The 23,370-nt window shown below is 46.7% G+C and carries 17 protein-coding genes and 1 tRNA gene; 16 read left to right on the forward strand and 2 right to left on the reverse strand.

Translation table 11 applies throughout. The features are described from left to right. Window positions 1-81: 81 nt before the first annotated feature. From ACQ4MX_RS21750 to ACQ4MX_RS21770, 5 genes are all read left to right on the forward strand, one after another. Window positions 82-1,410 carry an ABC transporter substrate-binding protein gene (locus ACQ4MX_RS21750; RefSeq protein WP_431087273.1) on the forward strand — a complete coding sequence of 443 codons (1,329 nt, stop codon included), beginning with the start codon at window positions 82-84 and terminating at the stop codon, window positions 1,408-1,410. 138 nt (window positions 1,411-1,548) lie between these two features. Further along, window positions 1,549-2,442: a carbohydrate ABC transporter permease gene (locus tag ACQ4MX_RS21755; RefSeq protein WP_431087274.1), complete on the forward strand. Its 894-nt coding sequence runs from the start codon at window positions 1,549-1,551 to the stop codon at window positions 2,440-2,442. Beyond that, window positions 2,442-3,260: a carbohydrate ABC transporter permease gene (locus tag ACQ4MX_RS21760; RefSeq protein ID WP_431087275.1), complete on the forward strand. Its 819-nt coding sequence runs from the start codon at window positions 2,442-2,444 to the stop codon at window positions 3,258-3,260. The genes ACQ4MX_RS21755 and ACQ4MX_RS21760 overlap by 1 nt, the downstream gene beginning before the upstream one ends. A 23-nt stretch (window positions 3,261-3,283) precedes the next feature. Beyond that, a complete protein-coding gene (locus ACQ4MX_RS21765; protein ID WP_431087276.1) occupies window positions 3,284-4,630 on the forward strand; it encodes a GH1 family beta-glucosidase in 1,347 nt (448 codons plus the stop codon). Window positions 4,631-4,647: 17 nt separating this feature from the next. Next, window positions 4,648-7,881, forward strand: a complete 3,234-nt coding sequence (locus ACQ4MX_RS21770) for a cellobiose phosphorylase (RefSeq protein ID WP_431087277.1) — start codon at window positions 4,648-4,650, stop codon at window positions 7,879-7,881. A 115-nt stretch (window positions 7,882-7,996) separates the two neighbouring features. Here ACQ4MX_RS21770 and ACQ4MX_RS21775 read toward each other — a convergent pair whose 3' ends face one another. Beyond that, window positions 7,997-8,755 (reverse strand): exodeoxyribonuclease III, encoded by a 759-nt coding sequence (locus tag ACQ4MX_RS21775; RefSeq protein WP_431087278.1) that lies wholly within the window; start codon window positions 8,753-8,755, stop codon window positions 7,997-7,999. Between the two features lie 223 nt (window positions 8,756-8,978). Next, window positions 8,979-9,052 (reverse strand) — tRNA-Arg (locus ACQ4MX_RS21780). Between the two features lie 258 nt (window positions 9,053-9,310). Here ACQ4MX_RS21780 and ACQ4MX_RS21785 point away from each other — a divergent pair. The 11 genes from ACQ4MX_RS21785 to ACQ4MX_RS21835 all read left to right on the forward strand — a co-directional run bounded on the left by ACQ4MX_RS21785 (window position 9,311) and on the right by ACQ4MX_RS21835 (window position 23,370). After that, entirely contained in the window at window positions 9,311-10,222 is a 912-nt protein-coding gene (locus tag ACQ4MX_RS21785) for a hypothetical protein (protein WP_431087279.1), read from the forward strand. Window positions 10,223-10,364: 142 nt separating this feature from the next. Next, the gene (gene tig, locus ACQ4MX_RS21790; protein ID WP_431087280.1) at window positions 10,365-11,678 is read left to right on the forward strand and encodes a trigger factor; all 1,314 of its coding nucleotides are present in this window, start codon (window positions 10,365-10,367) and stop codon (window positions 11,676-11,678) included. A gap of 411 nt (window positions 11,679-12,089) precedes the next feature. Then, window positions 12,090-12,680, forward strand: coding sequence for an ATP-dependent Clp endopeptidase proteolytic subunit ClpP (clpP, locus tag ACQ4MX_RS21795; RefSeq protein ID WP_431087281.1), 591 nt, complete (start codon window positions 12,090-12,092; stop codon window positions 12,678-12,680). A 12-nt stretch (window positions 12,681-12,692) separates the two neighbouring features. Beyond that, entirely contained in the window at window positions 12,693-13,949 is a 1,257-nt protein-coding gene (gene clpX, locus ACQ4MX_RS21800) for an ATP-dependent protease ATP-binding subunit ClpX (RefSeq protein WP_025684004.1), read from the forward strand. A 110-nt stretch (window positions 13,950-14,059) separates the two neighbouring features. Continuing rightward, the gene (gene ispG, locus ACQ4MX_RS21805; RefSeq protein WP_134913021.1) at window positions 14,060-15,178 is read left to right on the forward strand and encodes a flavodoxin-dependent (E)-4-hydroxy-3-methylbut-2-enyl-diphosphate synthase; all 1,119 of its coding nucleotides are present in this window, start codon (window positions 14,060-14,062) and stop codon (window positions 15,176-15,178) included. Between the two features lie 228 nt (window positions 15,179-15,406). Further along, window positions 15,407-17,134, forward strand: coding sequence for an ATP-dependent protease LonB (gene lonB, locus ACQ4MX_RS21810; RefSeq protein ID WP_044645653.1), 1,728 nt, complete (start codon window positions 15,407-15,409; stop codon window positions 17,132-17,134). A 111-nt stretch (window positions 17,135-17,245) separates the two neighbouring features. Further along, on the forward strand, window positions 17,246-19,582 hold the full coding sequence (lon, locus tag ACQ4MX_RS21815) for an endopeptidase La (RefSeq protein WP_431087282.1): 2,337 nt from the start codon (window positions 17,246-17,248) through the stop codon (window positions 19,580-19,582). Window positions 19,583-19,600: 18 nt separating this feature from the next. Further along, window positions 19,601-20,215 (forward strand): ribosome biogenesis GTP-binding protein YihA/YsxC, encoded by a 615-nt coding sequence (gene yihA, locus ACQ4MX_RS21820; protein WP_014277608.1) that lies wholly within the window; start codon window positions 19,601-19,603, stop codon window positions 20,213-20,215. A gap of 260 nt (window positions 20,216-20,475) precedes the next feature. Beyond that, on the forward strand, window positions 20,476-21,870 hold the full coding sequence (gene hemA, locus ACQ4MX_RS21825) for a glutamyl-tRNA reductase (protein ID WP_431087283.1): 1,395 nt from the start codon (window positions 20,476-20,478) through the stop codon (window positions 21,868-21,870). Window positions 21,871-21,886: 16 nt separating this feature from the next. After that, a complete protein-coding gene (ccsA, locus tag ACQ4MX_RS21830; RefSeq protein ID WP_431087284.1) occupies window positions 21,887-22,714 on the forward strand; it encodes a cytochrome c biogenesis protein CcsA in 828 nt (275 codons plus the stop codon). An 8-nt stretch (window positions 22,715-22,722) separates the two neighbouring features. Continuing rightward, a complete protein-coding gene (locus tag ACQ4MX_RS21835; protein WP_431087285.1) occupies window positions 22,723-23,370 on the forward strand; it encodes a precorrin-2 dehydrogenase/sirohydrochlorin ferrochelatase family protein in 648 nt (215 codons plus the stop codon).

A 23,370-nucleotide genomic window follows, 5' to 3' on the forward strand; every position in this document is an offset into this window, starting at 1 on the left:
ATAATGGTAAATGTGAATAGCGAAACTGCTTTCGTAAAATGCAAAAGCATTTATTCTAAGATTATTTGGGGGGATTCTGCAATGCTAAAAAAGAGTATTTCTTTACTTATTGTAACCGCTTTAATCGTGGTATTGGCCGCTTGCGGTAAAGGTAACGAAGCTGTACAGAACGGGGATAAAAAGATCACATTAAAGATTATTCATTGGCAACAGGAAAACATTAATAATTATATTAAGGAATTTAATAAAAAGTTTGAAGCGAAATATCCAGATGTTCAGGTAGAGTACACGACAGTTCCTGCCGACTCCACGTATGATCAATTGATGCAAACGCGCATGAACGCCGGTTCATCAGGTGATGCAGACATTATCCCTTTGAAATTCAGCTTTGTAGGCGCACCGCAGGAATGGTCTAAGGGAGCGGCTGATCCGATGTGGAAACAGTGGATTGATGGAGGATTAATTGCAGATCTTTCAGATCAAGCGTTTATGAAGAATTATAATCCTACGGATGTCAAAAATGCTATGACCTATAACAACAAGGTATACGGTGTGAATATGGGGAAAGTGGCTCTGACGGGTCTATTCTATAACAAGGAAATTTTTGAGAAGTATAACCTAGCCGTACCTACAACATGGGACGAACTGGTGAATGTCATGAAGGTGCTTAAGGAGAACGGCGTAGAGCCTCTTGGTTTTGGGGGTAAGGACGTATGGCCGATTAACCTCGCTGTTCAGGGGCTCCAAGCTTCCATCCACGATAATCAACTGGAATATATCAAAGGACTGTGGACAGGCAAGACGAAATTAACAGATGCTTCCCAGCTTGAGGTGCTGGAAAAAACGCAGATTCTAATGAATAACGCAATCAATGGATTCATGGGAATTGATTACGGAACCTTGCCAAGTTTGTTTGCAACAGGTCGTGTAGCTATGATCGCAGACGGTACATGGGATGCAGCTACCATCCAGACGGCAAATCCAAATCTGAAATTTGGTTATTTCCCGATTCCCGGCAGTAATGATCCCGCTAAAAATAAAAATCTTGCAGGCAAGTACGATATGACCTGGATGGTATTGGAAAAGTCACCAAACAAGGAATATGCGATCAAATGGCTTGAAATGCTCTCCGAAAAGCAGAACTATACGGATTTTGTGAACGCTGCGGGATTTTTACCAACACAGCCTGATGTGAAGTTGAGTAGTGCATTCATTAATGAAATCCAGCCTTCGCTGAAGGACTTCAAACTCTCTTGGGACCAGTTGTTCATCAACCGTAAAAATGTAGGACAGTACATCAAGGATGCCAGCGTACACGCAGAATTTCTGGCGCCTGCTGGTCCGTTGAAGACGCCTTTAGAGCTTGCGCAAAAATCTCAGGCGGATTGGGAAGCGGCGGCTCCTAAATAAATCAGTAAAATCTGCATCAACGCAATGATACATTTTACCCGTGTGTCGGGTCTGATTTCAAGGTTCCGGCACACGAATTATGATCTTGTCAGGTAGCTGTAAGCCTCCTGTAAATAATGAAAAAAAGGTGTGAGGCCCATGTATCCCTTCGGAAAGGGAGCTCCCCGGTTAATGCCGTATCTTTTACTGAGTATTCCGGTGCTGATATATTTAATTCTTGGTTTTGGACCTTCCATGGTAACGGTGTTATTTTCCTTTACGAATGCTACAGGGGTACCGGGACAAACGTGGAATTTTGTGGGGTTTGATAATTATATGACCTTTTTTAGCTCCTCTGACTCCGGGGATCGGATTGCTTCCATTGGTCGTTCCTTGTATTTTGCCGTAGCAGTGGTAATCATTCAAAATGCGGTGGGTCTGTTCATGGCCATCCTTATTAATAAGAAGCTCAAGGGTGATGTATTCTACCGCGCTGTATTTTTCCTGCCGGTTGTGCTGGGAGTGACCGTATCCGGTCTGATCTGGCAATTGATTGCCAATCCGCTGGGCGGTCCTGCGCAAACCATTATGAACTTTTTCGGAACAAGTTCCAATTTTTTCGGTGATTATAATATTGCATTTGAATTGATTATTTTTGTTCAAGTATGGATGTATATGGGCTATTCGATGACTATTTTTTTAGCGGGACTTCAATCTATTCCCAAAGATCTGTACGAAGCTGGATATATGGATGGAGCTTCCGGTTGGAAAGCCTTCAAAAATATTACCTTTCCTATGATTGCACCGTCCTTTACGGTCAACATGTTACTGTCCATTATCGGAGCACTCCAAACCTTCGACATCATCTATGTGCTGACAGGCGGTAAATTCAATACGACAACACTTGCATTTGATGTGTACGCAACAGCCTTTGGCTCGGGAACGTCTGATTATGGTCTTGCTTCCGCAGTAGCTATGATACAGTTTCTGTTCGTATTTACGGTGTCCATGATTGCTTTATATTACTTGCGTAGAAGAGAGGTGGAAATGTAATGAGCAGCACTAAAGGAACCAAAATGCTGAGCTACATCATCGTACTGCTCATGCTTTCATTATATTTATTTCCACTTTTTTATCTCTTTAATGTGTCAATGAAGACCCAAAGTGAATATCTGATTGATCCTGTGGCTCTGGCCAAGGGCTTTCGGTTCGAGAATTTCATGGATGCATGGGAAAAAGGTAATTTTTCTCAATATATGTGGAACAGTATTTTGTATACGGGCGTATCTACCCTATTGACGTTGGTGTTATCCGTGTTTGCTGCTTTTCCGCTGGCGCGAGGATACGTTAAGTTCAGTAACTTCTTTTACGTATTTTTTCTAATCTCCATGTATCTGCCTAACCCGCTGATTCCACAATTTGCGCTTATTAATAGCATGGGACTGTACAACACACAACTTGGTTTTATTTTGCTGAAAACGACGGGAACAGGAATTGCGTTCCTGATGTTTGTTGGATATATAAAATCTGTTTCACGCGAACTGGATGAAGCGGCTGCAATGGACGGAGCTGGATATGTGCGCTATTTGTTTACGATTTTGGTGCCACTGATGAAGCCGGTGTTGGCAACAGGCGTCATTTTGACTGCTATCGGAGTGTGGAACGATATCATAGGCCCTACTATTTATTTGTCTGATCCCGCGTATCAGCCGGTAACCAAGGGATTGTTCTCCTTCTACGGGCAATACATGAACAACTGGCCACTGCTGGCCTGCGGTATTCTGATTGTTACGCTTCCGCTTGTTATTCTGTACATTTTCCTCCAGCGTTTTATCGTCAGCGGAGCGATGGCAGGAGCCATTAAGTCTTAATTGATGAAAGGATGACATCGAATATGAATGATAAAAGTTTTGTATTTCCAACCTCCTTCGTATGGGGGACCTCGACCTCTGCGTATCAAATTGAGGGGGGCATGGCTGAGGAAGGAAAGACGCCTTCCATTTGGGATACCTTCTGTCAAATACCAGGGAAGGTGATAGGCGGTGACCACGGAGATATAGCCTGCGATCACTTTCACCGCTTCAAGGAAGACGTGCAACTGATGAAGCAGCTAGGTTTTTTACATTACCGTTTTTCTGTGGCCTGGCCTCGTATTATTCCTGCAGAGGGTGTGGTTAACGAACAGGGGTTACTCTTCTACGAAAACTTGCTGGATGAGATTGAGGCGGCCGGGCTGATTCCGATGCTGACGCTATATCACTGGGATCTACCGCAGTGGATCGAGGACAAGGGTGGCTGGACGAACCGTGAGACTACTGAGCATTTTAAAATTTATGCCTCTTTACTAATGGATCGGTTTGGACAACGCGTAAACTGTTGGAACACGATGAACGAGCCTTATTGTGCCTCTATCCTGGGCTATGGTACAGGTGAACATGCTCCCGGCCATGAGAACTGGAACGAAGCCCTTACTGCCGCTCACCATGTCCTGTTGTGTCATGGCATTGCCATCAATTTGCACAAGGAAAAGGGCTTGATGGGCAGTATTGGTATTACGCTGAACATGGAACATGTGGATGCAGCTTCCGAACGGCCTGAGGACGTAGCAGCTTCCATTCGACGTGATGGTTTCATTAACCGCTGGTTTGCCGAGCCATTGTTTAACGGGCAGTACCCTGAAGATATGGTGAAGTGGTATGGGGAACACTTGAACGGGTTGGATTTTATACAGCCGGGTGATATGGAGCTGATGAAGCAACCAGGAGATTTTCTGGGGATCAACTACTACTCCCGTAGCGTCATTCGCGCGGCTACGGATGATTCTTTTCTTCAATTGGAGCAAGTTCGTATAGAGGAACCAGTAACAGATATGGGCTGGGAGATTCATCCTGAATCCTTGTATAAGCTGCTGACTCGGATTCAAAAGGATTTTACCAAAGGCTTACCGATTATAATAACGGAAAACGGAGCCGCAATGAAGGATGAATTGGTAAATGGAAGGATCGAGGATACGGGGCGTCAGCGCTATATTGAGGAGCATCTGAAGGCATGCCATCGCTTTATCGGGGAGGGTGGGCAGCTCAAAGGCTATTTTGTCTGGTCATTCCTTGATAACTTTGAATGGGCTTGGGGCTACAGCAAGCGCTTTGGTATCGTACATATCAATTACGAAACGCTGGAACGGACCCCCAAACAAAGTGCGCTATGGTTCAAGCAAGTGATGGCGAGTAACGGGTTTTAACAGAAAAGGGGTATACGATGCAAAAGTATTATTTTGACGATCAAGGGCGTTTTGTGATTGAAAATTATGCGCAAGCCAAACCCTTTTCCAGTTTTTTACCTGGTATTGCCGGTGTTCAGGGGATTCCGATGTGGGCCTATTATGTTAACCGTGGGCAGGGAATCGCAAGCTTTGGTGTGGAAGATAAAAATGGAGCCATTATGGAATTTTTTCCAGCCAACCGCAGCTACAGTCTTGTGCCGATACACGGTTTCCGAACGTTTTTAAAGGTGAAAAGGCAGGGAGAGTGGGACTATATCGAACCTTTCTCGGCTGTGCGTCCATTGGAACGTGAACGGCAAAAAATGTTGATTTCTCGTCACATGCTGGAGATTCACAGCACAGACCCGGACACGGGGCTGGAGGTAAGAGTGCAATATTTCACAATTCCCAATGAAAGCCACGCTGCAATAGCGCGAAAGGTGGAGATCGTCAATCATTCCGAGGAGGAGCTAGAACTTGAGGTACTGGACGGTATGCCTGCCGTACTGCCTTTCGGCATTGACAATGCGGCGTATAAGGAGCTTGGACATACTCTGAAAAGCTGGATGGACGTATATAATCTGGAGCACCGTATTCCTTATTATAAGGTGCGTGGAAGTACAGCGGATACAAGTGAGGTTCATCAAATTGAAGCGGGCCATTTTATGTATAGCTTTGTGGAACAGGAGGGTGAGACAAGGCTATTGAGTCCGATTGTTGACCCGTCTATTATATTTGGTGAAAATACGTCCCTGACTTTCCCTGTTCACTTTATCCATACCTCTGTGGAAGAACTGGTTTCACAGCATCCTGTAACGACGAACAAAGTGCCATGCGGATTTAACGGGTATACAGCTCGGTTGGCGGCAGGTACAGCCGTAAACCACTGCACCGTCATCGGACATGTGAAAGCTATTCAAACTTTAAATGAACGTATTAGGGAAATAGCAACCATGCCGTATATCAAGCAGAAGGCCAAGGAAGCCGCAGCACTTACCGAGGGATTGACGGACCCTATGGCAACGCAGACGTCGATTCCGTTGTTTGACGAATACTGCCGCCAGAACTATCTGGACAACCTGCTGCGCGGTGGTTATCCCCTGTTGCTCGACAATGGCAAGGAACATCCCTTTGTGTATCATGTATATTCGCGCAAGCATGGGGACTTGGAAAGAGACTATAATTTCTTTAAGCTCCAGGCGGGATACTATTCTCAGGGGAATGGCAACTTTCGCGATGCCAATCAGAACCGGAGAAATGATGTTTGGTTTAATCCCGGTGTGGGAGATTTCAATATACGAATGTTCATGTGCCTGATTCAGCCGGACGGTTATAATCCTCTTGTCGTTAAGGGATGCAGCTTTCAAGTGCGGGAAGTCGAACCGTTGCTGGAACAGGTAGAGGCTATCGATCATCCTTCCATGCGTACATTCTTCCAATCGTCATACACGCCGGGAGAACTGATTCATCATATTATTCACTGTAATATAGGGCTTAAGCAAAGCATGGAGACGTTTATGATCGAAGCTCTCAAGCATTCGCAGCAATCCTATGAGGCTGATTTTGGTGAAGGCTACTGGATTGACCACTGGACTTATAACATGGATTTGATCGAAAGCTACCTAAATATTTTTCCAGACAAGTTGGAGGAACTGTTGCTCACCACCAGGGAGTATATGTATTATGACAGTCCAGCATGGGTTCAGCCGCGGCGAAATAAATACGTGCAGATGTCTGATGGGCGCATTCGCCAGCACGGGGCAGTTATAGAAAGCAAGGAGAAGGAAGCACAGCTTCGCGCAAGGGAGCGCGATGTCCATTGGGTGCGAACCAGATTGGGAAGCGGCGAGATTTACAAGTCCAATTTATATGAAAAGCTTCTGTCCTTGGTTGCTATTAAGCTGTCCACGCTCGACCCGGAGGGCTTGGGAATTGAGATGGAAGCGGGCAAGCCGGGGTGGAATGATTCCATGAACGGACTCCCGGGGCTGTTTGCTTCCGGTTTCAGTGAACTGTGTGAATTACAGCGAGTCGTCCGATTTTTAATTGGCGCACAGGAGAAGCTTTCGGGAGATTCTGTGTTGCGAGTGCCACATGAGGTCGCTGAGCTGATCGGGCAACTCCAATCCGCAGTTGAGGAGTACAATCTCGACTCTGATGAGACTGGGGCTGGAAATGGACGTAAGGATTATCAGTTTTGGTCACGGATTTCAGATGCCCGAGAGGCATACCGAGAGGCGGTTCGTTTTGGCTTTGAAGGAACAGAAACGCTATTATCGCTTAACAGTGTAGTGGTCTTTTTACATCAAGCTGAACGCAAGCTTCAACAAGGGATGGACAGGGCTCTGCTTATAGGAAAGGGGATATACCCAACCTTCTTTTTTTATGAAGCCAGAGAGTTTGAAGTACAGGACGATAAGAACGGGAGCAAGCTCGTAGATATACATTCCTTTGAACGCAAGGATATACCTTATTTTCTGGAAGGACCGACTCGGGCTATGAAGGTTATCGGTGACATTGCAGACGGAAGGAAGCTGTACCAACGAATCAGACATAGCGAGCTTTATGACGGGAAGCTGGGTATGTACAAGGTAAATGAAAGTCTGACGGGGCAGCCGTTTGAACTCGGTCGTTCCAGAGCCTTTACGCCGGGTTGGCTGGAAAACGAATCCATATTTATGCATATGGAATATAAATATTTATTGGAGTGTTTAAGATCGGGACTTTATTCTGAATTTTTCGCTGATATGAAAAAGGCGATGCCCCCTTTTATGGACCCTGAGATCTATGGAAGAAATACGTTGGAGAATAGTTCATTTATTTCTAGTAGCGCTAATCCGGACGCGAGTTTGCATGGAACGGGATATATTGCGAGACTGAGTGGATCTACGGCAGAATTTATTCATATGTGGATATGGATGATGACGGGCGGGAAACCGTTTGGCTATGATCATAGGGGCCTATCCTTGAAGCTGAAGCCTAAGCTACCGGGCTGGTTGTTTACAGATGCGGGTGAGTTGTCTTTCTGCTTTCTCGGAAGCTGTCAGGTGACTTATGTCAACGTGGAGCGCAAGGATACCTATTCGCCGGACAGCGAGGTGGCCAAGTATTTACTGTATTACGCCAGCGGCGAGAGAAAGACCATAAACAGATCAGTGTTGGAACAACAAGAGGCACAGGACGTGAGAAATGGGTTGGTTTCGCGTATTGAGGTGTACCTAGGGCTGTAGCTCTTATTTGCACTTTGTTTTGTGATCATAAAAGTGGCCGCCATTGCTGTAATATCAGCTTGGCGGCCTATTCCAATTCCATAAGCCTCCGGTATTGAAGCTGGAGTGATTACGCTCAAATATCCTGCAATTCTAGTATAACGGGACAGTGATCGCTGCCTGTAATATGGCAATCAATCTTCGCATCTGACAACAACGGGCGAAGTCTGTCCGAGACGAGAAAGTAGTCGATTCGCCAGCCGATATTCCGTTCTCTCACCTTCGGCATGTAGGACCACCAGGAATAAACATCCGTTCGGTCGGGATAAAAGTGTCTAAAAGTATCTATAAATCCAGCGCTCAGCAACTGCGACATTCTGTCACGTTCCTCAGGCGTAAATCCGGCATTTCCGTGGTTGGCTTTCGCATTTTTCAGGTCAATTTCCTGATGAGCCACGTTCAAATCGCCGCAAACAATGACAGGCTTCAACGTATCCAGCTGTTGCAGATAGCTGCGGAATCGGTCTTCCCATTCCAGTCTGTAAGGCAGTCTGGACAAATCCCGTTTGGTATTCGGTGTGTACACATTGACCAGATAGAACTTCTCAAATTCCAGAGTAATGGTTCTACCTTCCGGCTCTTCATTTTCTTCCAGGCCATAATGTACGGAAAGCGGTTTGATTTTGGTGAAAATAGCGGTGCCGGAATATCCCTTTTTATCAGCATAATTCCAATACTGCGTGTATTCGTCCATGTTCTCCATGACAATTTGTCCCTCTTGAAGCTTGGTTTCCTGCACGCAAAATATATCGGCATCTGTTTCTTTTACATAGGTATAAAATCCTTTGGTCACACAAGCTCTTAAACCATTGACATTCCAAGATATGATTTTCATTTATTAATTCTCCCTTGCCGTACCAAACATGTAAGCATACTGCTTTATTTCTGTGGCACTTCGTCAGTTCATGCTCGTCGGAAAATATTTAACATTAGATGATAGCATTCTCAGCGTTTTTTTGAAGTGGATACGAACTTTTCTACATTAGAATAGAATATATATTTTTGTGCGGGGGTTGTGAAACGAAAAAAAGCTCCCTTACGGAAGCTTCTCACGATAACGTCCCAGGAGGGATTCGAACCCCCGACCGACGGCTTAGAAGGCCGTTGCTCTATCCAGCTGAGCTACTGGGACATAAAATTCAAGCGAACATTAATATATCACATGGATAAAAAAGATTCAAGCTTTATTTCGCATATATCCGGAATTCAGGCTTTCTTTAGCATAAAAATCAAAGTAGCTATCGTTTTTTTTGCCTCATAAAAGGGTATGTTAGAATACAGGTGAATATGTGGAAGACGAGAGGTTGGACTTCGGCCGCTGTTTCTCATATAATCTACAAATACTTTAGCTTGCGGTGGAGAGGGGGTGCCTTGAATAAAGGACTCCAAGGTGACGACAAAAGAAAATAATATTGTTTTGTTTCCGAAGACACTGGATTACTATCAAATTCAACTCACTGTAATGCTTGAAAACGAACGTTACGGAGAGGCGATGGCGATGCTGCGTTTTTTGATGCAATGTCAGGGACAGGAACAGAAGCAATACGAAGAGTGGGATGCCCTTTTACAATGGCTGGAAGCCGCGTTTCCACAATATGCTGACAGAGGGGCGGAAACGGACGCTGCGGAAGAAGATGAGGTCAGTGAAGCAGAGCTGGCCCGCCGAAATGCGCGCTTCAAGCAGGAGCAGGATGCAGGCTACGGCAACAAGTTGCTACGTATGGCTATGGATGAACCGTTGTCGGAACAGACGATTTTAGCGCTGGAACAACTGTCTTATCTGGATCTGCCGGAAATCGACGATGCACTGCTTAACTGGATTAAGGAACGGGAAATCCACCCTCTGCTTCAATTCCGTGTTTTGCAGACACTACGACGACGCGGAATGGAAGGGACGATCGAAATCAGCCGGGGAGATGAGAAGGCAGAAATCGAGATTGAGTCTATTCCGTTGCGGCCGGATGAATTTCCTGAACCGATTATGCGTATTCTGGAGCGGGTGGCCGATCAGACTGAAGTGCATGAGCCTACGCTGTTCTATTTTGCGCAGGAGCTATGGTCGCAGTTTGTGATGGCGGTGTACGGTACGAAAGATTACAGGTCAATGCTGGTGGAGGAGGACGGGATGCCGGATATTTGGGCGGCAGCACTCCATCAGACGGTATCGGAGAGTCTGAGCGGCAACAAGGATGAGGAAGAAACCCGTGCTATATATGGCATTACCGATGCGTTGCGCTTCCGTTTTGAGCAGGTATATCGGTCGATGCGTCTATTCGTAGCGGCGGGAATGAACACTCCATAACGGCCGGAAACGGTTACTTGTGAAGCATTCAAGGGGCTGCCCTTGAAAAAGATAGTAATGTTAGATATACTATAGTGGTTATTTTGTGTGCGTTGATCGTATGAAAACTAAGTGAAGATTTTGTTGGAGGGGAAAGCATAAAATGAAAGCAACTTGGGAGAAAATAGAGAAGAACCTTGGGGTTCTTGAAGTTGAGGTTGACGCGGATCGTGTAGCCGCTGCACTCGACAAAGCTTTTAATAAAGTGGCTAAACAAGTAAGTGTACCAGGATTCCGTAAAGGTAAAGTACCACGTCCTATTTTTGAAAAGCGTTATGGTATTGAAAGCTTGTATCAGGATGCAATTGACTTCCTGCTGCCAGAAGCCTACAGCCAAGCTGTAGAAAAAACGGATATTTTCCCGGTAGACAGCCCTGACGTTGAAATTGATCAATTCGCTAAAGGCGAATCTTTCAAATTCAAAGCCAAGGTTACTGTTAAGCCTGAAGTGACTTTGGGTGAGTACAAAGGTGTAGAAGTGCCTGTAAGCAAACTCGAAGTAACTGACGAAGAGCTGGCTCAAGAGCTGGAGCGTTTGCAACAACGTCATGCCGAGTTGGTTGTCGTTGATGAAGATGCTGCACAATCCGGCGATACGGCTATTATCGACTTTGACGGTTCTGTGGATGGCGTTCCATTCGAAGGCGGACAAGCTGAGAAGTATTCTCTGGAGCTGGGCTCCAATACGTTCATTCCTGGCTTTGAAGAGCAAGTGATCGGTTTGCACACAGGCGATTCCAAGGACGTTGAAGTAACGTTCCCTGAGAACTATCATTCGGCTGATCTCGCTGGCAAACAAGCAGTCTTCAAAGTGAAGGTTCATGAACTGAAACGCAAAGTTCTTCCTGAGCTGGATGATGAATTTGCTAAAGACGTAAGCGAATTTGATACACTGGCTGAATTCAAGGAAGACTTGAAAAAGCAACTGCTGGAGCGTAAGGAAAACGAAGCTAAAGCTGCCCGTGAGGGTGCAGTAGTTGAGAAAGTTGCTGAGAACGCAACAATCGACATTCCTGAAGCCATGATCAAAAGTGAACTGCAAAACATGGTTCGCGATTTCGACAACCGTCTGCGCAGCCAAGGCATGAATCTTGAAATGTTCCTCGGATTCTCCGGCCAAAGCCAGGAAGATCTGGAAGCGCAAATGAAAGTGGATGCTGAGAAGCGTGTACGCAACAACCTCGTGCTGGAGCAAGTGGCAAAAGCGGAAAACATCGAAGTTTCCGAAGCGGAAATTGATGAAGAGCTGAAAAACATGGCTGAAGCTTACAAACGTTCGGTTGAAGAAATTCGCGGTATTCTGGAAGGTAACGGCTCGTTCGCAAACCTGAAAGAAGAAATTTCACTGCGCAAAACGATCGCTTTGTTGTTGGAAAACAGCAAAGAAGTTGAAGCGCCAGCTGAAGCTGCCGAGTAATTCAAACGATAAAATATACGAGGTATGCCGAACAGGCTGCAACGTAGCAATTAGATAGGGATAAGGCACGTAGTGAAAGTTACGTGCCTTATTTTTAACTTGGGCAATCCATATTTTAGTCGTTTATGGAAAGTGCTGTGAGTTGCGCTTTATTGTTGTACATAAGTCACTGCTGTACATTTGCACATACATACGAAACATGGTTAAATATGAGAAGGTCTCGGCTAAGTACGTTGTACAACAGCCCGCACTGCATATATGAGCGGATGGAAATATGACACGAGACTCTGAACATGTTAAAATATTTTGTAAGGTGTTCCCGTTTCATGCTTGCTGCTTCCGTTTTAATGGGACTTAAGGAAGTGGATGAATACTGGTGTTCATTTTAATAAAGAAAAGAGGTTGGTCGTGATGAGTCTCGTCCCTATGGTTGTGGAACAAACGAATCGAGGAGAACGATCTTACGATATTTACTCGCGGTTGCTTAAGGATCGCATCATTTTCCTGAGTGGCCCGATTGATGACGATGTCGCCAATCTCGTCATTGCACAGCTATTGTTCCTTTCTGCGGAAGATCCGGAGAAGGATATTAATTTGTACATTAACTCGCCGGGCGGTTCTGTAACTGCGGGCATGGGTATATATGATACAATGCAATTCATTAAGCCGGATGTATCGACGATCTGTGTAGGCATGGCTGCAAGTATGGGCTCTTTGCTGCTCACAGCAGGTGCTCCAGGAAAGAGATTTGCGCTTACTAACAGCGAAGTCATGATCCATCAGCCGTTGGGTGGCATTCAGGGGCAAGCCTCCGATATGCTGATCCATGCGGACTGGATTCTCAAAACGCGTGCCAAGCTGAATCAAATCTATGTAGAGCGTACGGGTCAGCCCCTCGAAAAAATCGAACGTGATACTGACCGGGATTTCTTCATGGAAGCGGAAGAGGCAAAAGCATACGGTATCATTGACCAGGTGCTGTCTAGACCGATTAATCTGTAAAGGGGTGGCTCTATGTTTAAATTTAATGATGAAAAAGGACAACTGAAATGTTCCTTCTGCGGTAAATCTCAGGATCAGGTTCGCAAGCTAGTTGCCGGACCAGGCGTATATATATGTGACGAATGCATTGAGTTGTGCACGGAAATCGTGGAAGAGGAACTGGGTCATGAGGAAGAAGTAGATCTGAAAGACATTCCGAAACCAATGCAAATCCGTGACATTCTCGATCAATATGTAATTGGTCAGGATCAAGCGAAAAAGTCATTGTCCGTAGCGGTGTATAACCACTACAAACGTATTAATACGCAAAACAAAATTGATGATGTGGAACTGCAAAAAAGTAACATCTTGATGCTCGGACCTACAGGTTCAGGTAAAACGTTGCTTGCGCAAACCATGGCTAAAATTTTGAACGTTCCTTTTGCCATCGCAGATGCTACTTCCCTTACGGAAGCGGGTTATGTGGGCGAAGACGTTGAAAACATTTTGCTGAAATTGATTCAAGCTGCCGATTATGATGTGGAAAAAGCTGAACGTGGCATTATCTACATCGACGAAATTGATAAAGTAGCCCGCAAATCCGAAAACCCATCCATTACACGTGATGTATCGGGTGAAGGTGTACAGCAGGCATTGCTTAAAATTTTGGAAGGCACGGTTGCTTCTGTACCTCCACAAGGTGGTCGTAAGCATCCTCATCAAGAGTTCATTCAAATTGATACGACGAACATCCTGTTCATTTGCGGCGGTGCCTTTGACGGTCTGGAGCAAATGATCAAACGTCGTGTTGGCAAGAAAGTCATCGGTTTTAATGCGACTACAGATCAAAAGGATTTGAAACCGGGTGAATATACTTCTATGGTATTGCCTGAGGATCTTTTGAAATTCGGTCTGATTCCGGAGTTTGTAGGACGTTTGCCGGTTATTTCTACGCTGGAGCCGCTTGATGAGAATACGTTGGTTCGTATTTTGTCTGAGCCGAAAAATGCGTTAGTCAAGCAGTATCAGAAGATGCTTGAACTGGATAATGTTACTTTGGAGTTTAAGCAAGATGCTCTGGAAGCCATTGCCCGTGAAGCCATCAAGCGTAACACGGGTGCCCGTGGTCTTCGTGCGATCATTGAAGGCATTATGCTGGATGTGATGTATGAGGTTCCTTCCCGTGATGATATCACGACTTGCGTCATCAATGAGCAGGTTGTAAAAGATAAAATCGCACCGGAACTCGGTGGTACAGATAAGGATAAAAAACAAGAAGAGAGCGCCTAAGGATTGATACTTCGCGATCTCTAAAACATGAGAAGCCGGATCTCCACTTCACTAAACCCATATGAGGTTTTATGGGGTGGAGGTTTGGTGTTAATGGGAGAGAAAAGTACATGTTCTTAAGACAAGACACGCGTCCCGTTAAAGTCGGGAACCTGACGATTGGCGGCAGCAATGAAGTCATCATCCAAAGCATGTGTACGACCAAAACAGCAGATGTGGAAGCTACCGTCGCTGAAATTCTCCGTTTGGAAGAGGCTGGTTGCCAACTTGTACGGGTCACCGTCAACAATGAGGAAGCTGCTGCAGCCATTAAGGAAATCAAAAAACAGATCCATATTCCGCTCGTAGCGGATATTCACTTTAACCACAAGCTGGCCTTGCTGGCGATTGAAAACGGAATTGACAAGGTTCGTATCAATCCCGGGAACATTGGTCGTCGTGAAAAAGTGGAAGCTGTCGTTAAGGCATGCAAGGAAAAGGGAATTCCGATTCGGATTGGTGTGAATGCCGGGTCATTGGAACAGCATTTGCTGGATAAGTACGGCTATCCTACGCCGGAAGCGATGGTAGAAAGCGCACTGTATCATATCGGTATACTGGAAGAGCTTGATTTTCACGATATTATCGTGTCGCTGAAAGCATCTGATGTGCCTATGGCGATTGCTGCTTATACGAAGGCAGCCGAAATCATCAAATATCCGCTACACTTGGGTATTACCGAAGCGGGTACCCTCTTTACCGGAACCGTTAAGAGTGCAGCGGGAATGGGTGCCTTGCTGGCAGCGGGCATTGGCTCGACCATGCGTATTTCGCTGAGTGCCGATCCAGTTGAAGAAGTGAAGGTTGCGCGGGAACTGCTCAAAACCTTTGGGCTGATCACGAATGCTGCGACTTTGATTTCCTGTCCGACTTGTGGACGTCTGGATATTGATCTGTTCTCTATCGCCAACGAAGTCGAAGACTATATTGCGAAACTCAAGGTGCCGATTAAAGTGTCGGTATTGGGTTGCGCGGTGAACGGTCCGGGGGAAGCAAAGGAAGCCGATATCGGTATTGCCGGAGCGCGTGGGGAAGGACTTCTGTTCCGTTACGGAAAAATGATTCGCAAAGTTCCCGAGGCTGACATGGTTGACGAATTGAAAAAAGAAATTGACATCATCGTCAAGGCGTATGAAGAGACGGGTAAAATTCCGGGTCGCGAGGAACGTCATACAGCCGAGAAGGTATAGGCAAAATCGATTCCCATAAAGAGGCATAATCATATTCTATTGCCATCATTTAAACGCCGTGGAGGGCAGCTCTGCTACAGAACTGTTCTTCACGGTGTTTTTGTATTTTCTCTCTGATCTTTTGGAAGACTGCCGTTTAGCTATTGGGGAAAAGGAAATACTGTTTTTCATAGACGGCATTTTAGCGGCATTTTTCAAAATGCTGAGATGAGAAACGGAGGAAATACGATGGACTTTACTATGATTTTGTTGTTGGTGCAAATGTTTTTTGGGATTGTCATCGGTCTGTATTTCTGGAATCTTTTGCGGAGTCAGAAGACGAACCGCAGCGCAGTGGACAGGGAATCCCGCAAGGAACTGGATAAACTGCGCAAACTGCGTTCCATTTCATTAACCAAACCGCTGGCTGAACGCACTCGTCCCGCCACATTACAGGATATTGTCGGTCAGAAGGACGGACTGCGTGCGCTCAAGGCAGCGTTATGCAGTGCGAACCCCCAGCATGTTATTATTTATGGCCCACCGGGAGTGGGCAAGACGGCTGCTGCACGCGTGGTGCTGGAAGAGGCTAAGAAAAACCTGTCCTCCCCGTTCAAGGGAGACGCCAAATTCACGGAGATTGATGCGACGACTGCCCGTTTTGACGAGCGGGGTATTGCAGACCCGTTGATTGGTTCGGTGCATGATCCGATTTATCAGGGTGCTGGAGCGATGGGGGTGGCGGGTATTCCGCAGCCCAAGCCCGGAGCTGTAACGAAGGCACATGGTGGCATGCTGTTCATTGATGAAATTGGCGAGCTGCACCCTACACAGATGAATAAGTTGTTGAAAGTATTGGAGGATCGTAAAGTACTTTTGGAGAGCGCGTACTACAACTCGGAAGATTCGAATACTCCTGCTTATATCCATGATATTTTCCAAAACGGTTTGCCTGCCGATTTCCGTTTGGTAGGTGCGACGACCCGTTCGCCGCATGAACTGCCGCCTGCCATTCGTTCCCGGTGCATGGAAATTTATTTTCGTGCTCTCCAGCCGCAGGAAATTGCTCGTATTGCTGAGGATGCGGTCCACAAGCTGGGCTTCGGTCCTTGCCCGGAGGCGGTTGAAGTTGTACAGCGCTACGCCACAAATGGCCGGGAAGCCGTCAATATGATTCAGCTTGCTGCCGGATTGGCACTTACGGAGAAACGGGAACGTCTAAACGCCTCGGATGTGGAATGGGTAGCAGGTAGCAGCCAAATTCAACCGCGTCCTGACCGGAAAATACCGGGTCTGCCACAAATCGGATTTGTTAACGGTTTGGCCGTATATGGCCCGAATATGGGCATGCTGCTGGAGATTGAGGTTACAGCAGTTCCGGTTCCTGCGGGAAAGGGAACCTATAATATTACGGGTGTAGTTGATGAGGAAGAGATTGGCGGTGGCTCCCGTACGCTACGGCGTAAAAGTATGGCCAAAGGCTCTGTGGAAAATGTGTTGACCGTTTTGCGTACACTCGGTTTATCGCCGTCGAATTACGATTTGCATATTAATTTCCCCGGAGGTACACCAGTAGATGGCCCGTCGGCAGGTATTGCGATGGCAACAGCTATTGCTTCTGCAATGCGGGGAATTCCGGTGGATCACGAAATTGCGATGACCGGAGAGGTTAGCATTCACGGGCGTATTAAACCGATTGGCGGCGTATTAGCCAAGGTTGAGGCTGCTTTTCAGGCAGGAGCTAAAAAGGTGATCATTCCGCAGGACAACTGGCAGTCTCTTTTTGACAGCATTGAAGGCTTGAAAGTCATTCCGGTGCAGTCGGTTACGGAAGTATTCCGGCACGTATTTGGAGATCAATTGACGTCAGATTTACCTGTACACACGCCAATTGAGACTTTTCGCCCATCCCAATCTTCCCTGTTGCAGGCCGATGGGACGCATAACGGGACGATATCGGACACAGGATCTTGCTAATGAACTACCCTTTCATTGGTTTTTTCATAAAACATTTGATAAAATATGAAAGATAACAACGTGAAGGATTGTAAAATCCGGAACTTGAGAATCACTGGAGGTGCGAAAGCGATGGGACCCAACAAGACAAAAGGTCGTCGTTTTCCTTTGCTGCCTTTAAGAGGACTTCTGGTCTACCCGAGCATGGTTCTGCATCTCGATGTGGGCCGAGAAAAATCGGTCAAGGCTTTGGAAAAAGCGATGGTTGAAGATAATTTGATTCTCCTGTGTTCTCAATCAGAAGTGAATATTGAAGAACCCGCACAAGAGGATATTTTTCGAGTCGGCACGGTAGCCAAAGTGCGCCAGATGCTCAAGCTTCCCAACGGAACGATTCGGGTGCTGGTGGAAGGGCTGGAACGTGCCGAGATTATTCAATATACGGACAATGAGGAATATTACGAGGTACTGGCAAAGGAGCTGCATGAGGCAGAAAACGTGCATCCCGAGACGGATGCGCTCATGCGTACTGTTTTGACCCAGTTCGAGCATTATATCAACTTGTCCAAAAAGGTAACCCCCGAAACTCTCGCTGCGGTATCCGACATTGAGGAGCCCGGACGGCTGGCTGACGTGATTACAAGCCATCTGACGCTCAAAATTAAGGAAAAGCAGGATATTTTGGAGACGATCGACGTAACTCAACGTCTGGAGAAGCTTCTGGATATTTTGAATAACGAGCGTGAGGTACTGGAGCTGGAACGTAAAATTAGCCAGCGCGTGAAGAAACAGATGGAGAAAACGCAGAAGGAGTATTACCTGCGTGAGCAAATGAAGGCGATCCAGAAAGAGCTTGGCGAGAAGGAAGGTCGCGCAGGAGAAGTAGAAGAGCTGCGCAATCAGTTAAGTGAGCTGGAGCTGCCCGCTCATGTGAAGGAGAAGGTTGAGAAGGAAATCGACCGTCTGGAGAAGATGCCTGCAAGCTCTGCCGAGGGCGGGGTGATCCGTAATTACGTCGATTGGCTGTTAAGCTTGCCATGGAACAAGTTTACGGATGATGATCTGGATATCGTCAAGGCTGAAGAGATACTGAATGATGATCACTATGGACTGGATAAGCCAAAGGAACGGGTGCTGGAGTATCTGGCTGTACGCAAGCTGGTGAAGACCATTAAGGGGCCAATTCTGTGTCTCGTAGGTCCACCGGGGGTGGGCAAGACCTCACTGGCTCGTTCCATCGCGAAGTCCATGGGGAAAGAATTTGTCCGCATCTCCCTGGGCGGTGTGCGGGATGAAGCGGAAATTCGTGGTCATCGCCGGACTTATGTAGGCGCGATGCCAGGTCGCATCATTCAGGGAATGAAGACGGCTGGAACGTCTAATCCGGTCTTTTTGCTAGATGAGATTGATAAAATGGCTTCGGATTTTCGTGGTGATCCTTCGGCGGCACTGCTGGAGGTGCTTGATCCCGAACAGAACAATACGTTCAGTGACCATTTTGTCGAGCTGCCCTTTGACTTGTCCAATGTGATGTTCGTGACGACAGCCAATGCCGCGCATAATATTCCGCGTCCGCTGATGGACCGGATGGAGACATTGTACATTCCGGGTTACACCGAGCTGGAAAAGCTCGAAATCGCCAATCGTTATCTACTGCCCAAGCAGAAGAGAGAGCATGGTTTGGAAGAGGAGCAGCTGGACATCGGGGAGGATACGCTGCTGCGTGTCATCCGCGAATATACCCGTGAATCCGGCGTGCGGAATCTCGAACAGCAAATGGCTTCTCTGTGCCGCAAGGCTGCGAAGTCAGTGGTATCCGGCGGAGAAGGCCCGATTCGAATTACACCGGATAATCTGAAAGATTATTTAGGCGTCGCCAAATTCCGTTACGGTGTAGCGGAGCTGGAAGACCAGATTGGTACGGTTACAGGCTTGGCGTGGACAGAGGTCGGCGGTGAAACGCTGATGATTGAAGTGACGGTCGTACCCGGCAGCGGTAAGCTGATTCTTACAGGTAAGCTGGGAGACGTTATGAAGGAATCCGCGCAGGCCGCATTTAGCTACACTCGCTCCAAAGCGGTTGAGCTGGGCATTGCTACGGACTTTTATGAGAAAAATGATATTCATATCCACATTCCGGAGGGAGCGATTCCGAAGGATGGACCATCGGCGGGAATTACCATTGCTACAGCATTGATTTCAGCGCTGACCAACCGTCATGTATCCAAGGATGTGGCTATGACGGGGGAAATTACCCTGCGCGGCCGCGTGCTGCCGATTGGTGGATTAAAAGAGAAGTCGCTGGCAGCCCACCGGGCAGGCTATAAAAAAATTCTGCTTCCCAAGGATAATGAACGGGATTTAAAGGATATTCCCGACAGTATCAGGCAGGATGTTGAATTTGTTCCCGTTGCCCATATGGATCAGGTGCTAAAGCATGCTTTGGTTGAGCAGGCAAGGGTACATTAGAGAGGAATTAAGGACACGATGAAAGTAACAAAAGCAGAATTTATTATTAGCGCGGTTGGCCCCGATCAGTTCCCTGTGGACGCTTTGCCGGAGATTGCTCTGGCGGGGCGCTCCAATGTAGGGAAGTCGTCACTGATTAATCGGTTGATTAGCCGTAAAAACTTGGCGCGCACCAGTTCTACGCCGGGGAAAACACAGCAGCTCAATTATTACCGGATTAATGATGATCTCTATTTCGTCGATTTTCCGGGTTATGGCTACGCAAAGGTATCCAAAACGTCTCGCAAAGCCTGGGGACAAATGATTGAGTCGTATTTGCTGGAACGGGAGCCGCTCAAGCTGGTGCTTCAAATGGTCGATTTGCGCCATCCGCCGTCCAAGGATGATATTATGATGCATGACTGGCTGCGCCATCATGGGCTTCCGGTATGCGTTGTAGGCACGAAGGCAGATAAAATCCCTAAAACACGGCGGGAAAAGCATTATAAAGTAATCAAGCAGGAACTCGGAATACTTCCCGGGGGGTTGTTTATCCCCTTTTCATCTGAAGAAGGCATGGGTAAGGACGAGCTATGGTCGGTCATCTCCAGCTATATTGAGAATGACGAAGACGAGGAACAACCGGAAATCTAAGAAGAGGGCGTCCATGGAGAGCGTTCTATCGGAAAAGACATATGCGAAGAATAACCATGGATTTAATCCATGGTTATTTGCTTTAAAAATGGCTCAAACTATATCAACGGTACAGACGTATTGGATGTTCGAGTTTGCCATCCAATTTTCATAAACAATTCATAAAACAGCCGGAGGAGATTCGGACTTCTGTGATATAATTAACATAGTTTATGATAACAGTGGTTATTCTTATTACAGTTTAGGCAGGTGAATTTGCAATGCACATCGTCGTTGTTGGGTTGAATTATCGTACGGCGCCTGTGGAAGTCAGAGAGCGATTTACATTTGGAGAACAAGATTTGCCAAAAGCGCTGGAACAACTCAAACTCACCAAAAGTGTGTTGGAGGGCGTAATTGTCGCAACCTGCAATCGGACTGAAATTTATGTCGTGGTGGACCGCCTTCACATGTGCGGTTATTTTATACGCAGTTTTATGGAGCAATGGTTCGGCATTCCTCGCGATCAATTTACACAGCATCTATATATATATGAGGACGAGCAGGCCATCCGGCATTTGTTCCGTGTGACTTGTGGTTTGGATTCTATGGTAATCGGGGAAACACAAATTTTGGGACAGGTGAAGAACGCCTTTCTTCAGGCTCAATCCCAGAAAATTACGGCAACGTGGTTTAATATGCTGTTTAAGCAGGCCGTCACATTGGGCAAGCGTGCCCATTCGGAGACGTCCATTGGAGAAAGCGCCGTATCCGTCAGCTATGCAGCAGTTGAACTGGGCAAACGAATTTTTGGGATGTTTACCGATAAAAAAGTGCTGATTCTCGGCGCGGGTAAAATGAGCGAGCTTACCGTTAAGCATTTGTACAGCGGTGGAGCAGCCGAGGTCATTGTGGCGAACCGGACTTTATCCAGAGCGGAAGATTTGGCTTCCAAGTTTCATGGAACGCCGGTCACGATGGAGGAAGGTATGAATCGGTTGGCGGATGTGGACATTGTCATTAGCTCCACAGGTGCACAAGGATATATTCTGGATCGCGAGCGGGTTGAAGCTAGTATGAAACGTCGTCGGTCCCGTCCTTTATTTATGATTGATATTGCGGTTCCACGTGATTTGGACCCGGCTATTGGTGAATTGCAGAATGTTTTTCTCTACGATATTGATGATCTGGAAGGCATCGTGGAGAGCAATTTGGAAATGCGCCGTACTGAGGCTGCCAAAATTGAGCATATGATCGAAGGAGAACTTGGCGAGTTTTATCAATGGTTAAAAACGATGGGAGTGCGTCCGGTGATTCGTGCTTTACAGGAAAAAGCAGAGTCCGTGCATCAGGATACGCTCGAAAGCTTGTTCAACAAGCTTCCCGAGTTGGATGAACGACAACGCAAAGTGATTAGCCGCTTGACGAAGAGCATGCTGAACCAGATGATGCATGATCCGATCAATTCGGTGAAGGAACTGGCTGTCCAAAAGCAGGGGAATGAGGCGCTTGAACTGTTTAGCCACATTTTTGCTCTGGAGGATCGTTTGGAGGACGCCGCTCAGAAAGTAGATAAAAGCGATGCATCCGCGTTAATGAAACCGGAGGCCGGTATTCATGAAAAATCTGGTCAGGCCCAAGCCTCGCCAGCGTCGTTTGCGCCGGCTGGCCTGTAAAGGCGGGTGAGTGAACGTGGCTTTAAGCACGCTTATATATGATTCGATGATTTACGTTTTTGCCCTGAGCCTTCTGTTTGTATTCTCGGATGGCATTCGCCGTAATGCGAGTGCCAAACGGACAGGTACAGGGCTTCTTGCTGTCGTTCTTGTGCTCCAGCTTGTATATATGGGAATAAGAACCTGGAACGAAGGACATCTTCCTATTTTTGTAACCTACGATTTTTTATTTCTGTTTTCATTTATTTTGGTCCTGATTTCTTTAATTCTCTCACGCTATCAGCGGTCGGAATTTGCGGTATTGCTGCTTAACATTATTAGCTTTGCGGTTCTTGTGCTCAATAATATATGGATGGAGCCCACCGACAATCCACTTGGAAATTGGCATACGGTGCATGGGCTGCTTCTCATCCATATCGCTTTGGCTAATCTTGGCTTTGTAGCCATGACGGTAGCGGCTGTATTTTCGGGGCTCTATCTGTTTTTGCATCGTAAATTGAAAGTCAAGAAATGGAATGATACGATCCGGCGTCTGCCGAGTCTGGAAATGATGGATCGGTATACCCATATGGCGCTGTTGATTGGTACTCCTTTGCTTGGGGTCTCCATTGTAGTTGCCGTCATCTCTATTATTGCTGAAGAACGCTGGCGTCTGCTACTGGATACGAAAGTATTGATGACAGCGATAGCTCTATGCGTGTATATTGTATTTTTAGTGAGCAAAAGATTCAATCAGAAGTCGGGCCTTGTGATGGCGAAGTGGGCATTGGTGGGCTACACGCTATTAATTCTTAACTTTTTGCTGAATTCCTGGTCTGTATTTCATCAGTGGACAGGAGAGTGAATGGCCATTTGCAACATTTTGTGCCGATTTCGCTGAATTGTAAAAATAAGATCTGTTGTATTGTGGGCGGAGGAAGGATAGCGGAACGCAAGGTAAAGGGACTGATGGAAAGCGGGGCGTTCATTACCGTCATCAGTCCGAATATAACGCCGGATTTACAGGTTCTGGCTGATCATAAGCAGCTCCACTGGGTAAATCGCGTATACCGCGAGGGTGACCTCCAGGGGGCCTTTCTTGTATATGCGGCGACCGACCGGAGAGAAGTGAACAATACGGTTGCGCATGAGGCTGTGCAAAGGGGTATACTGGTAAATGTGGCGGACCGCTCGGAAGATGCGGACTTTATAACGCCGGGCATCATCCGACGGGGTAGGCTAACGATCAGCGTATCCACTTCAGGTGCGGGTCCGGCAGTTACATCCGAAATTACATCGGCATTGGATACGCTGTTTGGTAGCGAATACGAGCCGTATCTGGATTTCATGTACGATATGAGGCAGGCGATTAAACGTACCGTATCTTCCCCGCAGCAAAGGGCGAAACTGCTGAGACGTTTGGCGAGCAACGGAATTTTGGAGCAAATACGACGTCAGGAATTTACGGCATGGACGCAAGAAGAGATGGACATATGGATTGCGCAAAATCAGGAGGAATAG

This window comes from Paenibacillus sp. 8b26, assembly GCF_050626875.1.
GTDB lineage: Bacteria > Bacillota > Bacilli > Paenibacillales > Paenibacillaceae > Paenibacillus.